The sequence below is a fragment of the Pseudomonas sp. H3_C08 genome (genome assembly GCF_054669455.1).
On record NZ_CP162803.1, the window covers coordinates 1,545,142 to 1,568,317 of the forward strand.

A 23,176-nucleotide genomic window follows, 5' to 3' on the forward strand; every position below is an offset into this window, starting at 1 on the left:
CCATGAACAGCCGCTCGCCTGAGGGGGCGAAGCAACAGGGCATGGCGATTATCAGCGCGTTGCTGATTGCGGCCGTGGTGGCGGTGATTGCGGCGGGCATGTTGACGCGTCAGAGCGTGGCGACCCGGGCGCTGGAGGCGGATCAGCAGCGTGTGCAGGGCCGTTGGCTGGTGCAGGGTGGGTTGGAGATCAGCCGTCAATTGCTCTGGGACGCACGTCAGCGCGATCCGTTGACCCGGCTTGATCAGCCGTGGGCGCAGCGTCTCTCCGCGCAAGGTTTTCAAGGGAGGCTGGAGGATGAACAGGGCAAGTTCAACTTGCGCAACCTGGTCGCCAACGAGCGGGTTGATGAGGCGCAGGTGGCGGCGTTTCAGCGCTTGTGTGAGTTGATCGGGGTCAGTGCCGGGTTGAGTCAACGCATCAGTCAGCGGGTGATTGCTTCGTACCCGCGACTGCTGAATGCGCAGATTGCCGAGGCGCCGAAAAGCGGGCTCGACAGTGGCCGCGCCACCTCGCCAAACGCTTCACACAAACCGCAGAATCCGACAATGCCGATGCTGCGCAGCATTGATGATTTGCGCAGTGTCGACGGCGTGAATGAGGCGGTGATCGGCAAACTGGCGCCGTACCTGACGGTGATCCCCGCAACCACTTGGCTCAATGGCAACACTGCCACGGCGCCGGTTTTAGCCGCTTACGTGCCGGGGCTGTCGCTGGAGCGTGCCAATGCGCTGATCGCCGAGCGCGATGCCGGGCGCTGGTTTATCAACCGTGGCGACTTCGTTAACCGCTTGCGCATGCCGCAACTGGAGCTGACCAGCGTCAGGGTCGGCATCACCAGTGACTGGTTTCGCCTACGCGGCGAGGCGCGGCGTGATCAGCGTCGGGTCAGTCTTGAGGCGTTGCTGCATCGCAGCGAGGACCGCTTGCCGCAGGTGATCTGGTCGCGGGTGGGCGTATGAGCCAGTTGAAAGTGGCGTTGCCGCCCTTGGCGGAGCTGGATCTGCACAGTCAATTGCACTGCGCCTGGCTGGATCGTCAGGGCGTGGTCACGCGGGAAGAACGCCACAGTCTGAGCCAGTTGAGTCAGCAGTCGAAACTGCCGCCGCTGGTGTGTTTTCTGCACCCGGCTGACAGCCTGTTGGCGAGTCTCGATTTACCGCCGTTGCCGGCCAACAAGATTGTCGCGGCGGTGCAGTGTGCGGCGCAGGCCTTGATGCTCGGCGACAGCAGTGCGATGCATATCGCGCACAGCTCGCGGGATGAGGCCGGGCAGGTGCAGATCGCTTGGGCGCCTCGGCAGCAGTTGTTGGGTTTTGGCCAGTTGCTGAAAAGCGCTGGGCTGAATCTGCGCGGTCTTTATCCGGCACCTTACAGTTTGCCGGTGTTGCCCGGCACCGTCGCTTGCGTGCAGGACGGGCATTTGTTGCTGCGCGATAGCGTGCAAGCGGCGCGGGTGCAGCCGTTGTTCGATGACGGTTTCGACGGTGTTATGTGGGAACCGGGCAGCACGTTGCATTGGATCGGTGAGCAACCGCCGCCGGGCGCCGAATTGCCGATGAACGATGCGCAGCGTTGGACTGGGCCGTTGCCCGGTTGGGGTCTGCATGGCGCCGTGCAAACGCAAAACACCGAGCATCACGGCTGGGGCAGGGCGATCGCCCTGTCAGCGTTGGCCGTGGCCATTTGGGTGATCGGTTTGAACCTTTACGCCGCTCGCGAGGCCGGGCAGGGCCAGCAACTGAAAACCCAGATGAACCTGCGGGTAAAGCAGGCGTTTCCCGAGTTGCCGGTGATCCTCAACCCATTGCAACAGGCCCGTCAGCAACTGGCGGCGCGGCAGAAGGGCGCGGCGGATGATCCGGCGCAGACCTTCAATCGTTTGGTGTTGCAGGCCGGCAGCGGCATGCCTTCGATGGCCGGCAGTGTCGAGCGGTTGGCGTTTGTCGATGGCGTCTTGCAACTGAGTCTGCTGAGTGAAGCCCGTCGCGGCGGCAATGATCAGGAGTGGCAAAGTACCTTGGCTCAGGCCGGTATCAGCGTTACGGCGGATGACGAGGGCTGGACCTTGCGTCCGGCCACTGAAGCCAGCCCAAGCGACAGCGATGACAGCGGCGGAGCAGAAGAAGATGAATAAGGCCTCGCTCGCGCTCTATCGCGCCAAGTGGCAACGCTTTAACGCCCAGTTGCAGGCCCGTTGGCAGCCGTTGGCCTTGCGTGAAAAACGCATGGTCGCCGGCATGGCCGTTGCGCTGGTCGGCCTGCTGTTGTGGGTTGCGCTGATCCAGCCACCGCTGAAGAAAATTGCTTATTGGGAAGCCGAGACGCCAAAGCTGCGCGCCCAGACCGAAGCGTTGGAAGTATTGCTGCGCGAAGTCAGCGTGCGTCCCACCGGGCAAAGCGTGGCGCAGTCGCTGGAGCAGACCCTGCAGGCAAGTGGCTTGGCGGGGCATTACCAACTACAGGAGGCACAGGGCGCTTGGCAGTTGACCTTCGACGCGGCGCCGGCCGACGCCGTGCTCGACTGGCTGTTGAGCAACCCGGCACAACATTCTCTGCAAGTGGTCGAGGCCCGTTTGCAACGCGCAGACAACCCCTCGACCGAAGTCACCGCCGGCACTTTGTCAGGCACCGTTCGCATGGATCAGGCGCTGGGCGCTAAGGAAGCTTCATGAAGGGGTCAGGATCCAAACCGGCACGTCTGGCGTTGCCGATGTTGCTGATGGCGTTGAGCGCGTGCAGCAACACCAGCACACCGCAAAACCAGCCGCCGTTGTTGGTCGACAGTGAGCTCGGTCGGCCGCTGGCCAACACCCAGCGCAGCGGCGACGCGGTGCTCGACCGCGAGCGCGCGCAGGCTCAGGCGCGCCCCGTGCCGAAGCAATTACACAACATCACCAAGAGTGCGCGCAGCGGTGCGGCGGCGTCGGGCATTGCCTTGCCGAGCAATCCTTTGGGTGATCAACCGGTGACGCTGAATTTTGTCGACGCCGATATTCAAGCGGTGGTGCGGGCGTTAGCGCGTTCGACCGGGCAGCAGTTTTTGGTCGATCCTCGGGTCAAGGGCACGTTGACGCTGGTCTCGGAGGGTCAGGTGCCGGCGCGGCAGGCTTACGACATGTTGTTGGCGGCGTTGCGCATGCAGGGTTTCAGTGTGGTTGACGTCGGCGGTGTGGCGCAGGTGGTGCCGGAGGCGGATGCGAAGCTGCTTGGCGGGCCGATTTACAGTGCCGACAAACCGGCCGGTAACGGCATGCTCACGCGCACGTTTCGTCTGCAATACGAGAACGCGGTGAACCTGATTCCGGTGCTGCGGCCGATCGTTTCGCCGAACAATCCGATCAACGCTTATCCGGGCAATAACACCATCGTCATCACCGATTACGCCGAGAACCTGACCCGCGTTGCGCAGTTGATCGCGAGTATTGATTCGCCGAGCGCGATCGACACCGATGTGGTGCAGATCCAGAACGGCATTGCCGCTGACATCGCGCCGATGGTCGCGGATTTGCTCGATGCGCCGGGCAATGATCCGACGCAGAAAATCGCCGTGATCGGTGACCCGCGCTCCAACACCATCATCATTCGCGCCGGCAGTCCGGAGCGCACGGAACTGGCGCGTAACCTGATCTACAAACTCGACAACGCGCAGAGCAATCCGAGCAATTTGCATGTGGTTTATCTGCGAAACGCGCAAGCGGCAAAACTGGCGCAGGCCTTGCGCGGTTTGCTCACCGGAGAGAGTGACAGCGGCACCAGCGACAGTGCGCGTTCGGTGCTCAGCGCGATGGGCGGCAGCACCGGTGGCAGCGCTGGGCAGAATGGCCAGAGCGGCACGCAAAGCAGCGGCAGCACATCGACCACTAACAGCAGCGGCAGCACGGGCGGCAGTTACGCGCAGGGCAGCAGTGGCAGCACAACCGGTAGCGGCGGTGCGCAGAACAGTGAACAGAACGTTGCCTTCAGTGCCGGCGGCGTGACCATTCAGGCTGACGCCACCACCAACACCTTGCTGATTTCCGCGCCGGAGCCGTTGTACCGCAACCTGCGCGAGGTGATCGATCTGCTCGACCAGCGCCGCGCGCAAGTGGTGATCGAAAGCCTGATCGTCGAAGTCGGCGAGGACGATGCCAGTGAGTTCGGCGTGCAATGGCAGACCGGCAATCTCGGCGGCAACGGCGTGATCGGCGGGGCCAATCTCGGTGGTTCGGGGATCAACGTCAACGGCAAGACCAGTATCGATGTGCTGCCGCAAGGCTTGAACCTGGGCTACGTCAACGGCACCGTCGACATTCCCGGGATCGGCAAGATTCTCGACCTGAAAGTGCTGGCCCGGGCGTTGAAGAGCAAGGGCGGCACCAACGTGTTGTCGACGCCGAACCTGCTGACCCTCGACAACGAAGCGGCGAGTATTTTTGTGGGTCAGACCATTCCGTTTGTCAGTGGCAGTTACGTGACTGGCGGTGGCGGTACCAGTAATAACCCGTTCCAGACCGTGACCCGTGAAGAGGTCGGTTTGAAGCTCAATGTGCGCCCGCAGATTTCCGAGGGCGGTACGGTCAAGCTTGATATCTATCAGGAAGTCAGCAGCATTGATGAGCGGGCTTCGGCCAGTGCCAATTCGGCGGGGATTGTCACCAACAAACGGGCGATCGATACCAGCATTCTGCTCGATGACGGGCAGATCATGGTGCTCGGCGGGTTGCTGCAGGATGGCTACAGCCAGAGCAATGACTCGGTGCCGTGGCTGGGCGACATTCCGGGGATCGGCGCGCTGTTTCGCAACGAACGCCGGGCGATCACCAAGACCAACCTGATGGTGTTTTTGCGCCCGTACATCATCCGCGACAGCGAAGCGGGGCGCAGCATCACCCTCAATCGCTATGACTTCATGCGCCGCGCGCAAGGTGGTTTGCAGCCGGAGCGCAGCTGGGCGATGCCAGACATGCAGGCGCCGCAGTTGCCGACGGCGGCGCAGGGTGTGCCGGCGGTTATGCCCGCCTCAGGGCCTCGCGCGACGATCAAAGCGGTGCCTATCCAATGAGTGCGCTGCCTTACGCCTGGGCCAAGGCGCAGCGGATTCTGTTGTGCGATGGCGTGCTGACCGTTTGCCCGTCAACGCCGGGCTGGTCGATCAGCGAAGCGCGGCGCCAATTCGGCGCGACCACCATACAACGCGTGCGCGATGACGAACTCGATGGCTTGCTCGCCTCTGCCTATGCCGACACCGGCAGTGCCGCCGCTGTGGTCGGGGCTGCGGAAAACGAAGTCGACCTCGATCGCCTGATGCAGGACATGCCGGAAATCACCGACCTGCTCGACACCCAGGACGGCGCGCCGGTGATTCGCATGATCAACGCCTTGCTCACCCAAGCGGCGCGCGACGAGGCCAGCGACATTCACATCGAACCGTTCGAAACCCATTCAGTGGTGCGCTATCGCGTCGACGGCACGCTGCGTGACGTGGTCTCGCCGCGCAAGGCTTTACATGGCGCACTGGTGTCGCGGATCAAGATCATGGCCCAGCTCGACATCGCCGAAAAACGCCTGCCGCAGGACGGTCGCATTGCTTTGCGCGTGGCCGGGCGGCCGATCGATATTCGTGTTTCCACGGTGCCGACCGGGCATGGCGAAAGGGTGGTGATGCGTCTGCTCGACAAACAGGCCGGGCGCTTGCATCTGGAAACGCTGGGCATGGACGCGCAGGTGCTGGCCAAACTCGATCACCTGATCCGCCAGCCCCACGGCATCGTGCTGGTCACCGGCCCGACCGGCAGCGGCAAGACCACCAGCCTCTACGCCGCACTGGCCCGGCTCGATGCGAGCACCAGCAACATCCTTACTGTTGAAGACCCGGTGGAGTACGACCTGCCGGGCATCAGCCAGATTCAGGTCAATGCCAAGATCGACATGACCTTTGCCCTGGCACTGCGGGCGATCCTGCGCCAGGACCCGGACATCATCATGATCGGCGAAATCCGCGATCTCGAAACCGCACAAATCGCCGTGCAGGCTTCGTTGACCGGTCACTTGGTGCTGGCAACCTTGCACACCAACGACGCGGTGTCGGCGGTCAACCGCTTGATCGACATGGGCGTCGAACCGTTTCTGCTGGCGTCTTCAATGCTTGGGGTTTTGGCGCAGCGACTGGTGAGGCGACTGTGCAATCAGTGCAAGCAGGAAGACCCGGCGACACCCGGCACTTGGCGCCCGGTCGGCTGTGCAGCGTGCAATCAAACCGGTTACAGCGGCCGCACCGGCATCCACGAATTGTTCTGCATCGACGACGACATCCGCACCCTGATTCACCAAGGGGCAGGGGAGCAGGCCTTGCGCGCTTCGGCCGCGAAAGCCGGGATGTTCAGCCTGCGCGAGGACGGTGAGCGCTGGATCCGCAGCGGCGCCACCGCGCCTGAAGAAATCCTCCGTGTGACACGGGACGCCTGATGAACCGCTATCGTTTTGAAGCTGCCGACGCCAGCGGCAAGATCGAATCCGGACACCTGGAAGCCGACAGTCAAACCGCCGCGTTCAGTGCCTTGCGTGGGCGCGGTTTGACCGCGTTGTCGGTGCACAAGGAAAGCAACGTCGCCCACCACGGCGGTGGTGGATTGTTCAGCGCCAAACTCTCGGACAACGATCTGGCCTGGGCCACGCGGCAACTGGCGAGTCTGTTGGGCGCGAGTCTGCCGCTGGAAGCAGCGCTGAGTGCCACGGTCGAGCAGGCCGAGAAAAAGCACATCGCCCACACCCTCAGCGCCGTGCGTGCGGATGTGCGCAGCGGCATGCGTCTGGCTGAGTCTCTAGCCGCACGACCGCGAGACTTTCCCGAGATCTACCGTGCGCTGATTGCGGCCGGCGAGGAGTCCGGCGATCTGGCGCAGGTTATGGAGCGGCTGGCCGACTACATCGAAGAACGCAACAACCTGCGCGGCAAGATTCTCACCGCGTTTATTTATCCGGGTGTGGTCGGGCTGGTGTCGATCGGCATTGTGATTTTCCTGCTCAGTTACGTGGTGCCACAGGTGGTCAGCGCGTTTTCCCAGGCGCGGCAGGATTTGCCGGGGTTGACCTTGGCGATGCTCAATGCCAGTGATTTCATCCGCAGTTGGGGCTGGCTGTGCGCAGGGATCATGGCGGGCGCGTTTTGGAGCTGGCGCCTGTATCTACGCAATCCGGCGGCACGTTTGAGTTGGCATCACCGGGTGCTGAAACTGCCGTTATTCGGGCGTTTCATCTTGGGGCTGAACACCGCGCGTTTCGCCTCGACGCTGGCGATTCTCGGCGGCGCCGGGGTGCCGCTCTTGCGTGCGCTGGAGGCGGCGCGGCAGACCTTGTCCAACGACCGCTTGAGTTTGAGTGTCACTGAGGCCACGGCGAAGGTGCGCGAAGGGGTCAACCTTGCCGCTGCATTACGGGTGGAGAACGTATTCCCGCCAGTGCTGATTCATCTGATCGCCAGCGGTGAGAAAACCGGATCGCTGCCACCAATGCTTGAGCGCGCTGCGCAGACGTTGTCCCGTGATATCGAACGCCGGGCAATGGGCATGACCGCGTTGCTGGAGCCGCTGATGATCGTAGTGATGGGCGGGGTGGTGCTGGTGATTGTGATGGCGGTGTTGTTGCCGATCATTGAGATCAATCAATTGGTCCAGTAGCCGTGTATCTGATGTCATGGTGGTGGCTGGGCTGGCCCCTTCGCGAGCAAGCTCGCTCCCACAGGGGGAACGCATTTCAAATGTGGGAGCGAGCCTGCTCGCGAAGGGGCCAGTCAGGGTAATAAATAATCCAGATTTTTTTCCAAACCATTGGCATCACCCGACCCTCGATTTCGCCATCCTCGGGTTCTCCTTTCTGTCATCTGCAACCACCCGCCAACGCCTCCAGCCCGATTCTGCCAAACCCGCGATCCAGACACTGCGCAGCAGCCGACAAACACCCGAGAAAATCCCTTCGGAAACAGCTCTCAGCTCCCGAGGTTTTTTCCTTTATCTGTCACCGGAAACTGCGAATTTCTCAGTGCGACTTAACCAAGGCCAACGCTAGCGAGGGCCCCGGTGAGTCCTCCCAGTGTCATGCAAGTCACCCGAAAACCTGTGTTCCCAAACCTAGTTGAAAAGGAGATTCTTCATGTTCAAGCGCACTCTGATCGCAGCTTCCCTGACCGTCGCCGCTCTGGCTTCCGCTCAAGCCATGGCCGTTACCGGTGGTGGTGCAACTCTGCCAGCCGCTCTGTACAAAGGTTCTGCCGACAGCATCCTGCCAGCCAACTTCTCCTACGCCGCTGTAGGTAGCGGCGCTGGTAAAACGGCGTTCCTGACCAACGTTGCCACTGGCTTTGGCGCCACCGGCACCGTGCACTTCGCCGGTAGCGACTCGGTACTCAGCGCTTCGGACATCAGCACCTACAACAGCGCTTTCGGTGCTTCGTACGGTCCGCTGATCCAACTGCCGTCGGTGGCCACTTCGGTTGCCATCCCTTACAAAAAATCCGGTCAGACGGCTCTGAACCTGACCAGCGCGCAACTGTGCGACGCCTTCTCGGGCACCGTGACCACTTGGGGCGGCCTGCTGGGCACTGCTGACACCACGCCGATCCGCATCGTTTATCGCAACGTTTCCAGCGGCACTTCGGAAATCCTCACCCGTCACCTGAACGCTGTGTGCCCAACCAAGTTCACCACCAACTCGACGTTCGTCAACGCCCGTCCAGCCGGTTCGACCCTGCCGTCGAACTGGGTCGGCGTCGCTGGCACTGCTGACGTGGCGCCTACCGTTGCAGCCGTTGATGGTTCGCTCGGTTATGTCGGTCCGGACGGCGTGGACGCCACCAGCAACGCCCTGGTTTCGCGCATCAACAACGTACAGCCAACCTCGGCCAACGTTGCCCTGGCACTGGCTTCGGTAACTCCACCGGCGACCGCTGCTCTGGCCGCTGACCCGACTCGCTGGTCGCCAGTGGTGGCTAACCCGGCCATCGGTTACAAACTGGCTGCCTACACCAACCTCATCGTCGGTCAGTGCTACAAGGATGCAGCCGTGGCCAACGACGTGAAGGCGTTCCTGACCACTCACTACAACACCACCACCAACGACCTGGCCGTCAAGAACCACGGTTTCGTGACTGTGCCATCGGCCTGGAAAACCAAGGTGTATGAGACCTTCGTTTCCAACGCTACCGGTTACAACCTGAACATCAACAACACCAGCGTTTGCAACACCATCGGTCGTCCTTTGTAAGGCGCCCGATTCACACCGCAACACGAATGGCAGCCCCTCGGGGTTGCCATTTTTTTTGCCTCCCGGTTTACGGGGCATTCGATAAGGAGATTGAACATGTACAAACACATTGCAAAGGTTGCGCTGCTGTCGGCGGCGCTGATGTCGGGTCACGCGTTGGCGGTGACCGGTGGCGGGGCGACGTTGCCTGCCGCGCTGTACAAGGGCTCGGCCAACAGCATTTTGCCCGCCAGTTTCAGCTACGCCGGTGTTGGCAGCGGGGCAGGCAAAGTGGCGTTTTTGAGCAACAACGCTGCGCCGTTCGGTACTACAGGCACTGTGCATTTCACTGGCAGCGATTCGATCCTGACGGCAAGCGAAATCAGCCAATACCAGAGCGCTTTTAACGCCAGTTATGGCCCGCTGATTCAACTGCCATCCGTTGGCACTGCAATCGCCGTGTCCTATAAGAAAAGCGGTATCAGCAATCTCAATCTGACGAGCAGCCAGTTGTGCAGGGCGCTGTCGGGTGAGGCTCCAACGTGGGGGCTGCTACTGGGGACTGCCGACACCACACCGATTCGCGTGGTCTACCGGAACAACGCCAGCGGCACCTCGGAAATCCTCACTCGCCATCTCAACTCTGTTTGCCCGGTTAAGTTCTCGACCAATTCCCTGTTCACTGCGGCACGCCAGCCGTCAGGTTCGACAGTGCCGAGCAACTGGGTCGGCGTGTCGAGCGACAGTGATGTCCTGCCTACGATCAATCAGGTCGACGGCTCAATCGGTTACTCCGGCCCGGACGGTGTACTGGTGAGCGATAACACTGTCGTTGCGCGTCTTAATGGTGTGTTGCCAACCCTGATCAACGTCGCGCTCGGACTGTCGTCGGTTGCGCCACCGGCGTCAGCGTCTCAGGCAGCCAATCCCGCCAATTGGTCGCCCGTGGTGGCGAACCCTGTCAACGGCTACAAAATGGTCGCCTACAGCAATTTGATCATCGGGCAGTGCTACAGGGATGCCAACGTGGCCAACGAGATTCGTGCCTTCCTGACCACCCACTACAGCAATCCTGGCAACAATGCCGCGGTGGTGGCGCACAAGTTACTGGTGATGCCACTGAGCTGGAAAAACGCCGTCACTGCCAACTTCATCACCAACACCACCGGCAACAACCTCGACATCAACAACCCGGCCGTGTGCAACGGCATCGGTCGTCCTCTTTAAAAGTGACTGCCGCCAAACCGATGGCAGCCCCATATAGGGCTGCCATTTTTTTTGAAGGCGCAGAACGGCCCGGCGCGAATACTCCCCCAACATGAAGTTTGTGTGACATCCGTTCGGTCGCGACCGCCGCCAACTGCCTATGACGTAACAGCAGGTTTTTCCACGCCTGCGGCATGTGTGGCAACCAAAGTGTGGCAACCAAAAAGGATCTCGTAGTGATGCTCGCTCGCCCATCCCGTCGTACCAACGTCCAGTCGTTCAAACGTGAAGCCGTGGAGCCGGCGCTGTGGTTGCTCAAACCGCTGGCGCAAGCGGTGGCGTTGTGTCTGGTGGCGGGCAATGCGCACGCGGCAACGGCGTTCAGCTCCAACTGGTTCGCCGCCAAGGGTGCCGCGCAGCAAGCCGCTGCCGCACGGCCGAGCACTGGCGGCTTGCCGGGGATGACGCCACCCCTGGCGCAGCAGCAAAAAGCCAATCAGCAATTGCAGCGCTCGATCCAGACCTTGAACAACACCGTCGCCGCGATTGCCGCGCAGCAGGCGGCTCAGGCGGCCGGTCGTGCCGCTGCGCTGGGTTCGGTGCAGTTTGTCCCGGACGGTCTGGGCGAGGGCGGTCTGAAGGTCGATAACAGCCTCACCCAAGGTTGGCAGAACGCCAAAGGCCCGCAGCAAACCCAGGCTGACGGCAAGACCACGGTGACGATCGAGCAGACCGCCGACAAGGCCATCCTCAACTGGGAAACCTTCAACGTCGGGCGCAACACCAGCGTTGAGTTCGCCCAGCAGGCGAACTGGGCGGTGCTCAACCGGGTCAACGACCCGAACGCACGGGCCAGTCAGATTCAGGGCCAGATCAAGGGCGACGGCACGGTGATGCTGATCAACCGCAACGGCATCGTCTTCAGTGGCAGCAGTCAGGTCAATGTACGCAACCTGGTGGCCGCGGCTGCCAACATCACCGATATCCAGTTCCGCGACCGTGGCCTGTATTTCGACAGCAGCGCCACTCAGCCGACCTTCACCGATGCCGCCGGCAAGGTGTTGGTGGAGCGCGGCGCGAGCATCACGACGCACAAACCGGCGACGTCGACCGATGCCGGTGGTTATGCCTTGCTGCTCGGCAGCGAAGTGCAGAACGATGGCAATATCAGCACCGCCAAGGGCCAGACCGTGCTCGGCGCCGGTGACCGCTTCTACATCCGCAAAGGCGCGGGCACCGAGGGCAATGCGCTGTCGACCACGTTCGGCAACGAAGTCACGCCGGGCTTCAAGGCCGGCAACGTCAGCGGCAAGGTCAGCAACAACGGCTTGATCCAGTCATCTACCGGCGACATCACGTTGACCGGCCATGAAGTCGTGCAGAACGGCGTATTGCTCGCCAGTACGTCGGTGGCGTCTCGCGGCACGATTCACTTGTCCAACCCCGCGAGCGACAGCGGCGGCAGTGTCACCCTGGCGCAGGGCAGTGCCACGGCGATCCTGCTCGACAGCAGCGATCTGACCGCACTCGACAGTCAGCATCAGGCTGCCCTCAGTGCGGTCAATGCGAACAACCGGATTCGTGGCGATCAGTCGCGCATCGAGATACAGAGCGGCGGCAGTGTCGAGTTCCAGAACGGTTCGATCACCCTCGCCACCGGCGGGCAAGTGGCGGTGACGGCGCAGCGTCGCAGCCTGGTGCGTGACGGGGCAATGATCGATGTTTCCGGTGCCCTCGGCGTCAAAGTGGCGATGGAAAACAACAACATCAAGATCAACGTGCAAGGCAACGAGCAGCGCGACGCGTCGGTCAACCGCGACAAAGGCGCGCTCAACAGTAACGATATCTGGGTCGATGTGCGTGAGCTGGTTTACGTGCCGGCGGGCACCAACGGTTATGCCACGGATCGCTGGTACACCGCTGGCGGATTGCTTGAAGTCGGCGGTTATCTCGGCACCCAGGCGCACAGCGTCGGCGAGTGGATGGCGCAGGGCGGTACGGTGAGCTTTGCCGGCAACGATGTGGTCACCGAGAAGGGCTCGTTGATCAATTTGTCCGGCGGCACCCTGGATGTGCAAAGCGGCGAAATCCGCCAGAGCTGGCTGCGCGGTGCGGACGGCAAGCTGTATGAAGTGTCGCGTGCGCCGGGTGATGTGCTTTACACCGGGCTGTACAAAGGTTTCGAGGACAGTAGCGAACGCTGGGGCCAGACCAGCTATTTCTACAACCCGCTGATTGCCCCGCGTTCGCGTTTCGAGTCGGGTTACACCGTGGGCCGTGACGCCGGGCAACTGGTGATTGCCACGGCCAACGCCGCGCTCGACGGGCAGATGCTCGGCGAGGTGTATCAGGGCGAGCGGCAGAACCAGGCGCCGAAGCCGGTGCTCGACGGTTATGAGCAGAGCCAGACCGCACTGGCACGCCGCGCGCAATTGATTGTCGGCAGTTATGACCCGGCGTATGTGGCGGCAGCGGGCGGGGTGTTGTATGCGCTCAATCCGTTGCTGGATCAGGTGCAGATTGGCGGCGAACGTCCGCTCGCCGGCAGTGATCAGGAACTGGCCGGCGCCGTCGCGGATGCGCGCAAAGGCAAGCTGTTTCTCGATAACGAGCAGCTCGACAGCTTCCGTCTCGGCGCGCTCAAGGTCGCGGCCAAAGATCAGGTGGTCGTGGAGGGCGCGCTCAGCGTCGACGCCGGTGGCGACATCACCTTGTACGCGCCGGATGTGCAGATCTCTGGCGACCTGACCGCGCGCAGTGGCAGTCTGCATTTGGGCAACGTACTCAATCAGTTCAGCGGCACCGAGAGCAGCGACACCCGGCTGGCGGCGAAAACCGGCCAACCAACGCAAGTGACGGTGGCAAAAGGCGTACGGCTCGACACTCGCGGATTGTGGAGCAACTTGCGCTCCCAGGCGGACGATGGCGCGAGTCTGGCGTATCTGAACGGAGGGTTGCTGTCGATTCGCAGCAGCGGTGACATCGATATCGGCGCCGGCAGCCTGCTCGACGTTTCGTCCGGCGGCGCCATCCTGGCCAACGGCAAGACCCGTGGCGGCAAGGGCGGTGATCTGACGCTGGAGTCCAGTGCGATTTCTGCCCCGGGCCAGTCGCATTTGACCCTCGATGGCCAATTGCGTGGCTACGGGGTAACGGGCGGCGGCAGCTTGACCGTGCAGGCCAACCAGATCTTGATCGGCCAGACCGACAAGTCGTTGAGCGAGACCACGCTGCAATTGTCCGCCGAGCTGTTCAACAAAGGCTTCTCTGCCTACAACCTGATCGGCTTGAGCGGTCTGCAAGTGGCCCACGACACGGTCGTGGACGTGAGCATGCCGGTCTATCGTTTTGGCGATGCCGCGCCCAATCAGGCCAGCGGTGGCGACCCGCAATCAGCGCTGGAGCTGTGGACGCCGGGACTGTTTCAGGAAAACCCGACCCAGGGCGTGCTGACGCAACGCGCTGGTGCCAGCCTGACGCTGCAAGGCGGGGCCAGCCTGGTCAACCTGATTGATGCGGCCAGCAGCAGCCTGAGCCTCGGCCGTGGTTCACGCATCAGCGTCGATCCGGGGCAGAGCATCAAGCTGCGCGGCGCCGGGCAGATCACTGTGGACGGTGAACTCAATGCCTGGGGCGGCACCGTTGATATTCGCCAGCAACAGTTCGGCTCGATCAAACCGGCCAGCTCCAATCAGATGGCTGACCCGAATGCGCACAACCGCTCGATCTGGATCGGTGAGCATGCGCTGCTCGACGTGGCCGGGCGCGTGAACACCGCGGTAGATGCCTTGGGGCGCACTTACGGGCAGGTCGGCAAGGGCGGCAGCATCATCCTTGGCGGAGAGATCGACGGGAAACTTGCCACCGCCAGCGCCGCCGATGCTTACGTGATTGTGCGTCAGGGCGCGCGGCTGGAGGCTTCCGGTGCCGAGGCGCAGCTGGATATCGCCGGGCAGGGCCTGACACGCGTGGCAACTGACGGCGGACGCATCGGCATCAGCTCCTATAACGGCCTGTTCATCGACGGTGCTCTGCGTGCGGCAGCGGGCGGGATCGGTGCGGCCGGTGGTCGTCTGGAGGTCGCGCTGGAAACGCCGTTGTACGCGGACGCAGCGGACAACAACGTGCGCGCACCAAGAGAGCTGATCATCGACCAGACGTCGACCGGGCAGACGCTCGCTGCTGACGTGCGCCCTGGTGAGGGTGACGTCGGTTGGCGTTACGGTCAGGGCCGTTTGCATGCCGACAGCCTGATGTCCGGCGGCTTCGACAACCTGAGCTTGTTGAGTAACGGCCTGTTGTCGTTTGACGGTGACGTCAACCTGCAGATGAACCAAAGCCTGAGCCTGTATGCCGGGGCGCTGTCGCTGGCCGAATCTTCCAAGGGCTCTGCACGGGTCAATTTGAGCGCGCCGTATCTGCGCTTGTCCGGCGTCGGCAGCTATTACAGCGTGGTCGGCACCGTGCGCCCGCGCCTGACGAATAACCCGACCGGCACACTCTCCGACGCTCGCTTTAGCGCCACGGCGAACCAGCTCGACCTGGGCAACGGTCTGTCGTTCGGCACTCAGGGCTCGATTGCGCAACTCCAGGCGCCGGCCGCCGAATACAGCCGTCGCGCGTTTGCCGAAGTCAGCCTCGATAGCAGCGGTGATCTGCGTTTCCTTGCACCGACCGATGGCGCCGAGAAAAGCCGTTTGTGGACGCCGGGTGATTTGAGCCTGCGTGCGGCGCAGATTTACCCCGCCAGTGATGTGAAAGCTGAAGTGCGTGTCGGTTATCAGGGCGCGCAGACGGTTGCCGATCACATCCTGCGGATCAGCGGTCACGGGCCAGCGCCCGTGGCCGCACCGTACTCGGCGTTCGGCGAGTTGACGCTGTCGGCGGCATCTATCGAACAGGGCGGCGTGTTGCGTGCGCCGCTGGGCAAGATCGTGCTGGGCGATGACTTGCTCACCACCACCCATGAGGTGCGCTTGCTGCCCGGCAGCCTGACGTCGGTCAGTGGCGCCGGGCTGGTCATGCCGTATGGCGGAACCACGGATGGCATCGACTATCGCTATGGCGGTAAATCGGTGGTGTTGAACGGCATCACCGGTGAGGCGACCGGCGTGTCACTGAGCAGCCAGTTCATTGATGTGCAGAGTGGTGCGGTGATCGATTTGTCGGGTGGTGGCGAGCTGCGCGGCGCCGGGTTCATTTCCGGGCGCGGTGGCTCCACCGATGCCCGTTTCAATCCGCTGGTGCGCAATGCCACGGACGGCAGCTTCAGCCTGCCGGGGCTGGCCAGCAATCCGGTGTACGCGATCATGCCGGGTAATCAGAGCGTCTATGCGCCGGTGTTGGCCGAGGCGGGCGCGGTCGATCCACGGATCGGCCAGCAGATCACCATTGGCGCCGGTGTGCCGGGGCTGGCCGCCGGTACTTACACATTGTTGCCGTCGACGTTTGCCTTGCTGCCCGGCGCCTTCCGGGTCGAGGTCAACGGTCAGGCCGCACCGGGTGCGACCAGCGGCGCGTTGCCCTTGCGTAACGGCTCGTGGACCGGCAGCGGGCAAATGTCGATTGCCAATACCCTGCAGCGCGACAGTTTGCCCCGACAGATCATCGTGACTTCGGCGGATGTGCTGCGCCGTTACTCGCAGTACAACGAGACCAGTCTTAGCCAATTCATACAGAGCGATGCCGCGCGCCGTGGTGTACCCCGCGCGCTGGCACCCAAGGATGGCAAGACCCTCGACCTGCGCCTGGTGGACGGCGGCGAGCAGGACATCGCGTTGCAGTTCAACGGACAGGCGCGGTTCGGCGCTGCCGAAGGTGGTCTGGTCGGTACGGCGGTGGTGCGCAGCGGCAACGCCCGCAGCAGCTTCGAAATCCTCGGGGCCGGGCAGGCGCCGACCGAGGGCTTCAACGGTATCTCGTTGTATGCCGAAACGCTCAACAACCTCAACGCCGCACGTTTGACCATTGGTGCGATGCCCACCGTCAACTACAACACGGCGGGCAATATCATCGGTTTCACCGGTGACACCTCAAGCATCGTCCTGCGTGACGGTGCACTGTTGGCGGCGCCGGAAGTGTTGTTGCGCAGTAACGCGATCAATGGCGGCATCACCGTCGAAGCCGGGGCGGGGATCAACGCCTTGGGGCGTGGCAACGTGGCGTATGACTCGAGCGCCGGGTACATCTATCAGCCAGGAGCGTCCAGCGTGGTCGTGGTCTCCAACGGCTGGACCAATGTGCTGGCGCCGGAGACGGGCGGTGGTTTCACCGGGGCCGGCAGCATCCGCATCGGCAGCTGCGCCACGGCAGTGTGCGCCAGCCCGGCGCTGCTGTATTCGAACGGCAGCATCACCGCCGCGACGGACAATCAGTTCGAACTCGGTGAAGCCGTGCGTTTCGGCACGCGTCATCTCGCGCTGGCCGTGGGGGCGGTCAATGCAGGCAGTGCCGAAGCGTTGTCTGCTGCAGGCAATCGTGTACCGGCCGGTCTGACGTTGAATCAGAATGTGCTGGATCGTTTGCTGCGCGGCGATAATCAGTTTGGTGCGCCAGCCCTGGAGACGCTGAGCCTGACCACGCGCGATGCCTTCAATCTGTACGGCAGCGTGACCCTCGATACGTTCGATGCGCAGACCGGTCAGAGCAAATTGCAGAACCTGGTGCTCGCCACCCCGGCGATTTACGGCGCGGGCGATGCCGACGATGTGGCGACGATCCGCACCGCCCAACTGATCTGGAACGGCGCCACTCAGGATCCGGGCAGTGTGATCAATGGCGGCGCCGGTACTGGTAGCGGCACGCTGGATATTCAGGCACAACGCATCGAACTGGGTTACGGCCCGATGCCACAACCCAACGGCCTCGATCAGAACAACCGGTTGGCGCTGGGTTTTGCCAACGTCAATCTGAGCGCCAGCGAGCGCATCACCGCCAATCACAAGGGCAGCCTGGCGGTGTATCAACAGCAGGGCGCCTTCGATCCGGTCAAAGGCTATGCCTACAGCGGCGGCAATCTCACGCTGCGCACACCGTTGCTCACCGGTGAAGCGGCGTCGGTCAACCTGCTCAAGGCTGGCAACAGGCTCACGCTCAGCGGTGCCGGTGCTGCTGGCGTGGCCGATGCCCTCGGCGCAGAACTCAATCTGCAAGCCCGCGACATTGTGCTCGACAGCCGCATCGCATTGGCCAGCGGCAAGCTCACGGCCAAGGCCGAGCACGACTTGACCCTGGCCGGCGGCGCGCAACTGGACATGGCCGGACGCACTTTGCCGTTCAACGACGTGAGCAAGTACAGCTGGGGCGGCGATGTGTCGCTGTTGAGCGCCGCTGGCGATATACGCCAGCTCGCTGGCTCGCGCATCGATCTGTCGGCGAAAAACAATCAGGCCGGCAACCTCAGCGCCGTTGCCTTGGCAGCGGATGCCGGCATCGTCGATCTGCAGGGCGAGATTCTCGGTGCCAGCAGCGGTTATTACGATGCCGGCGGCACGCTGGTGCCGTACAAGGCCGGTGGCGTGGACATTCGCGCGCAGCAACTGGGCGGTGAGGCGAGCGCCCAGTTCGCGGCACTCAACCAACGCTTGAACGCAGGCAAAGTGTTCGGCAGTCGCAGTCTGCAACTCAAGCAAGGTGATCTGTTGATCGGTGACGGGCTCAAGGCCGGCGAGGTCAATGTCTCGGTGGACAATGGCAGCCTGACGGTCAATGGCTTGATCGATGCCAGTGGCGAACGGGTCGGCAGCATTCGTCTGGCGGCGCAGAACGGCCTGACCCTGGCCGGCGACAGTGTGCTCGATGCCCACGGCCGCGTACTGCGGGTCGACAGTTACGGCAAGATCATCGACGCGCCAAACCGGGCCATGGTCGAGCTGAATTCCGGGGCCGGGGTGTTGACCCTGGCGTCCGGTACGCGCATCGACTTGCGCCATGGCACCGATGCAGTGCCGGGCTTTCTCGCCGGGCAGAATGATCAGATGTTGCGCGGCACCCTGGAGCTCAACGCGCCGCGTCTGGGCGCCGGCGACATCGCCATCGATGCCAGCGGCACGGTCAATATTCAGGGCGCGCGTTCCATCGGCCTCAATGGCACGCGCCGTTACACCGATGCGCGTGATGGTGTCGATCCGGCGGTCAGTGGCCGGCCGTATCAGGTGATCGATCAGGCGCTGTTGACCCGCATCGACGGCGACAACACCACGTTCATCGACGCCGCGCTGACAAACGCCGATCTGTTGCAACGCAAGCTGGCGGGTCTGAACAACGCGACCTACGCCGATGCCTTCCACCTGCGCCCCGGCGTGGAGATCGCCAGCAAGACAGCGGACGGCGACCTGGTGGTGGAGGGTGATATCGATCTGTCGCGCTACCGCTACGCCAGCCTCAATCGGCACACGGGCAAAGTCGATGGCGTCTACGGTTCCGGTGAATCCGCCAGCCTGGTGATCCGTGCCGGCGGCAATCTTGATATTTACGGCAGCATCAACGACGGTTTCGCGCCGCCACCGGAGACCGTCGACGACGCTGGCTGGAAACTGTTGCCAGGCGTGCAGCCATTCGGCGGCGATCTGGTTGTACCTGGGAGCGGGGTGACGCTGGCGCCGGGCACGCAATTCCCGTCGGGCGTGACCCTCAATTACGATTTGCCGATTCAGGACACGACGTTGGTCAGCGGTACGCTGTTGCCGGTTCAGGTGGAGCTGGCCGCGCCGTACACCTTCAGTGCCGGCACCGTGCTCGCGGGGGCGGTGCATGACGCCTCGGGCAATCTTTTGTATGCCGCCGGAACACTGCTCGACAGTGACCTGACCGTGCCGGCCAGCAGCCGACTGGGTGCCGGGATTCGCTTGAATCGCAACACCGCGTTGAAGGCGATGAACTGGCCCAAAGGTGTGCCGTTGCCGGGCGCCTTCGATGCCGACACCGGCAGCAGCAAGAATTTGATGTTGAGCAGTTCACTGGCGCTGTTGCGCGGTTCGTTGATTCCGTCGATGACCAATGTGGTGCTCGCTGACGGCGCCGCGTTTGTCGAGTTGCGTGGATTCAATGGCACACAGCAGGGCGCCAACTGGGCACTGGCGAGCATGTTGCCGTCGGGCAGTTCGTCGTGGTCGATCCGCGCGGTGGCGGGGGCGGATCTTTCCGCCGCCGATAGTCGTGCGGTGAAACCGCTCACCACCGAGGGCAATTTGCGTCTGGCGGACACTCATTACGGTGCGAAGATCACCGAAGGCAATCCACGCGCGGTGTGGTCGGAAACCAACCAGTACGGTTTCCCCGCCTTCGAACCGGTGCCCGAGGAATACCTGATTCTCTGCGAAACCGATCCCGGTGCCTGCGCCCCGATGGCGCGCTGGACCTGGGCCCCCGGCAACCAGTTCGGCTTTCAGGATTACGCGCCGATTCCCGAGGAATACCTGACGCTGTGCGACAGTTACCCCGAGGTGTGCGTCGAGAGCAATCCGGCGAAAAGCGCCAGCATCCACAGCCAGATGTTCAGTGTCCTGCGTACCGGTACCGGCGATCTTGATTTGCTCGCTGCCGGCAATTTGAGCATGGCTTCGCCGTTTGGTGTGTACACCGCTGGCACCCAGTCGGCCGATGTCGATCCGCGCTTCAAGCAGATGCGCGGACGCTTGTCGGACAAGGATTCGGTATTGGGCAGTGCCGGTGGCGACGTGGAAAAATGGGTCAACGGTGGCACCGACAGTCTCTATCAAGCCTGGTATCCGCAGCTCGGCGGCAACCTGACGATCAATGCCGGCGGCTCTGTCTCCGGTGACACTCTTGGGCGAAAAACCGCCAATACCGGCGGTTACCGTGAACAGGTGCCTGGCGTGGCGGTGGGCAACTGGTTATGGCGTCAGGGCACCGGCAGTGATGACGTGCCGACCGCCTGGTGGATCAATTTCGGCAGCTATGCGACGCAGCCGCTGCCCGACGCCGACATGGACGCGGCGCCGTACCTGGTGGGCTTCACCGGTTTTGGCACTTTGGGCGGTGGCAACATCAGCCTGCGCGCCGGAGAAGATGCCGGCATGCTCAGGCCGATGGGGGATGCGCGGACCAACCCACGCAGCCAGGGCCTGATCGTGGCGGTGGGTAGCACCGGTCGTGTCGGCAGCGACGGTAGCCTGCAATTGACCGGTGGCGGCGACATGGACATTCGCATCGGTGGTTCGCTCAATCCGTCCCTGCAAGCGCGCGCCGGCAACAATGGGATCACGCCACCCAAGCATGATCTGCAAGGCGCGCTGATCAACCTGCGCGGCGCGGCACAGGTGAGTGGCAGTGCGGTCGGCGGCATCAATCTGCAATATGGCGCCAACAGCGTGTTGCATGATGCTCGGGAAACCCGCGCGCTGGACCCGTTTACCGCGACCACCGGCAATGCCTCCGGCGGGCTGGTGCTGATCCCCGGCGATTCGGGCATGCGCATCAACACCCGTGGCGATCTGGTCCTGGGCGGCGCGGCGGACCCGGGCCGCGTGCGTTTGCAGAACGCCACGCCGCTGTTTGACGAGGCGGGGAACGTCAGCCAGGGCGGGATTTTGAGTGGCTTCTCGCTGTGGACCGAGCACACGGCCATCGATCTGTTCTCGGCGGGTGGCAACCTCACGCCGAGTACCCAGTTGGCCGAGACGGACACCAACGGGCCCATCAAAGGGCAGAACACTTCACCGACTGACAGTCGTTTTGTTTATCCGTCGATTCTGCGCGCCGTCGCCGGTCAAGGCTCGATCTACGCAGGTTCATCGGCGGCTTACAGCGTCGGCAATACCGCTCCCGCCACCGCTTACTCGCTGCTGTTGGCGCCTTCGGCTTCAGGTCAGCTGGAGCTGTTGGCCGGTGATTCGATTTATGCCGGCGGCTATGCGATCAACCAGTCCGGGGCCAGTCCACTGGCGATTGCCACGCCGTTTGCGCCGGCATTCAACGGCTATGACAGCAACTCGGCGCAAATCCCGTTCATCTCCAACAGCGGCAGCGATGGTGTCGCCGCAGAACCGAATCTGCGCTTCCCATTGTTCGCCTTCGGTAGCAACTCGTACTCCGGCCTCAGCGATGTCATGGGGCCGGCGCGAATCTACGCGTTGACCGGCGATCTGGTCGGCATCCGCAGTGGCGAGTCACTGCGCGCAAGCGATTCGCAGCGAACCTGGTACGAAGCCGCCGGGCCGGTGTGGATGATGGCCGGTCGCGACATCGTCGCCTCTGGCACCAACCTGGGCCAACCGACGATTTCGCCGAAAGATGGCGTCGGCACCACCAAGGACACGATTTACTCCACCGGCAACCTGTTCGTGCATAACGACCCGAGGGATGTGTCGAGAGTGTCGGCCGGGCGCGACATCCTTTACAGCAGCTTCGACGTCGCCGGTCCCGGCACGCTGGAGATCAATGCCGGGCGCAATATCCTGATGGAGGACCGTGCCAGCATCACCAGCCTTGGCTCGTTGCTGGCCGGTGATCAGCGTCCGGGGGCCAGCGTGGTCTTGCAGGCCGGCGTGGGCGCGCAGGGGCCGGATTATTCTCGGTTTATCGCGCGCTACCTGAACCCGCAGAACGTGGCGAGCGCGGACGCAGCCCTCAGCGCGCAACCGGGCAAAGTGGTCAAGAGTTACCAGGACGAATTGCAGAGCTGGCTGACCTTGGGTTACGGCTTCAGCGGCAACGCCGAACAGGCACAGGCGTTCTACGCCGCACTGCCGGGCACCGAACAGGCCATCTTCGCCCGCCAGGTGTACTTCGCCGAACTGCGCGCCGGTGGCCTGGAATACAACGATGTCGATGGCCCGCGCAAAGGCAGTTATCTGCGTGGTCGCAACGCTATCGCCGCGTTGTTCCCGAGCACAGATGTGGCGGGCAACCCAATCCGCTACGACGGCGATATCACGCTGTACGGCGGAGCAGGGGTCAAGACCCTGTTCGGCGGCGACATCCAGATGCTCACTTCCGGCGGCGGTCAGGTGTTCGGCATCGAAGGTGCGGCGCCGCCATCGACGGCGGGGATCATCACCCAGGGTTCGGGCAACATTCAGCTCTATTCGCAGGGCAGCATTCTGCTCGGCCAGAGCCGGATCATGACCACGTTCGGCGGTTCAATCCTCGGCTGGTCGGCCGAGGGCGACATCAACGCCGGTCGTGGCTCGAAAACCACCGTGGTCTACACCCCGCCGAAACGGGTTTACGACACTTGGGGCAACGTCACCCTGTCGCCATCGGTGCCGAGCACCGGCGCCGGTATCGCCACGCTCAACCCGATCGCCGAAGTGAAACCCGGCGACATCGACTTGATCGCGCCGCTGGGCACCATCGATGCCGGCGAGGCGGGGATCCGCGTGTCGGGTAACGTCAACATCGCCGCGCTGACGGTGGTCAACGCCGCGAACATCTCGGTGCAGGGCAAGGCAACGGGTGTGCCGGTGGTCTCGGCGGTGAACACCGGGGCGATTACTTCGGCCAGTTCGGCGGCATCGTCGGCCACGCAAGCGGCGGAAGATGTCGCGCGTCAGCAGCAAGCAGCTTCGCGGCAGAATCAGGCGTCGGTGTTTACCGTGCAGGTGCTGAGCTTCGGCAACGAACAACTGGCGCCGACCCGCGATGGCGCCAGCCGCGCACCGGCCCCGGGTTACAACCCGAACAGCCCGGTGCAAGTGTTGGGGGCAGGGGCGCTGGATGAACAGGCGAAGCAGCAGTTGACCGAGGAGGAGCGCGGGCAACTGACGCTGTAAAAGACTCTCGTGCAGTA

9 protein-coding genes are annotated in these 23,176 nt (G+C 63.0%); all 9 read left to right on the forward strand.

What is annotated here, in order from left to right:
- Positions 1–2 precede the first annotated feature (2 nt).
- Positions 3–962: a type II secretion system minor pseudopilin GspK gene (gspK, locus tag AB4N74_RS07210; protein WP_460098992.1), complete on the forward strand. Its 960-nt coding sequence runs from the start codon at positions 3–5 to the stop codon at positions 960–962.
- Entirely contained in the window at positions 959–2,137 is a 1,179-nt protein-coding gene (gspL, locus tag AB4N74_RS07215) for a type II secretion system protein GspL (protein WP_460098995.1), read from the forward strand. Before gspK ends, gspL begins: the two co-directional genes overlap by 4 nt.
- Positions 2,130–2,675 carry a type II secretion system protein GspM gene (gene gspM / locus AB4N74_RS07220; RefSeq protein WP_460098998.1) on the forward strand — a complete coding sequence of 182 codons (546 nt, stop codon included), beginning with the start codon at positions 2,130–2,132 and terminating at the stop codon, positions 2,673–2,675. Before gspL ends, gspM begins: the two co-directional genes overlap by 8 nt.
- Positions 2,672–5,044 (forward strand): type II secretion system secretin GspD, encoded by a 2,373-nt coding sequence (gene gspD / locus AB4N74_RS07225; protein ID WP_460099001.1) that lies wholly within the window; start codon positions 2,672–2,674, stop codon positions 5,042–5,044. The genes gspM and gspD overlap by 4 nt, the downstream gene beginning before the upstream one ends.
- Complete coding sequence (gene gspE, locus AB4N74_RS07230) at positions 5,041–6,447, forward strand: type II secretion system ATPase GspE (RefSeq protein ID WP_201233666.1); 1,407 nt, start codon at positions 5,041–5,043, stop codon at positions 6,445–6,447. Before gspD ends, gspE begins: the two co-directional genes overlap by 4 nt.
- Positions 6,447–7,658: a type II secretion system inner membrane protein GspF gene (gene gspF, locus AB4N74_RS07235; protein ID WP_460099006.1), complete on the forward strand. Its 1,212-nt coding sequence runs from the start codon at positions 6,447–6,449 to the stop codon at positions 7,656–7,658. The genes gspE and gspF overlap by 1 nt, the downstream gene beginning before the upstream one ends.
- Positions 7,659–8,130: 472 nt before the next feature.
- Positions 8,131–9,240 (forward strand): substrate-binding domain-containing protein, encoded by a 1,110-nt coding sequence (locus tag AB4N74_RS07240; protein WP_099758879.1) that lies wholly within the window; start codon positions 8,131–8,133, stop codon positions 9,238–9,240.
- 96 nt (positions 9,241–9,336) lie between these two features.
- Positions 9,337–10,446 carry a substrate-binding domain-containing protein gene (locus AB4N74_RS07245; RefSeq protein ID WP_116255692.1) on the forward strand — a complete coding sequence of 370 codons (1,110 nt, stop codon included), beginning with the start codon at positions 9,337–9,339 and terminating at the stop codon, positions 10,444–10,446.
- Between the two features lie 218 nt (positions 10,447–10,664).
- Positions 10,665–23,159, forward strand: a complete 12,495-nt coding sequence (locus AB4N74_RS07250; protein WP_460099009.1) for a filamentous haemagglutinin family protein — start codon at positions 10,665–10,667, stop codon at positions 23,157–23,159.
- Positions 23,160–23,176: the final 17 nt, after the last annotated feature.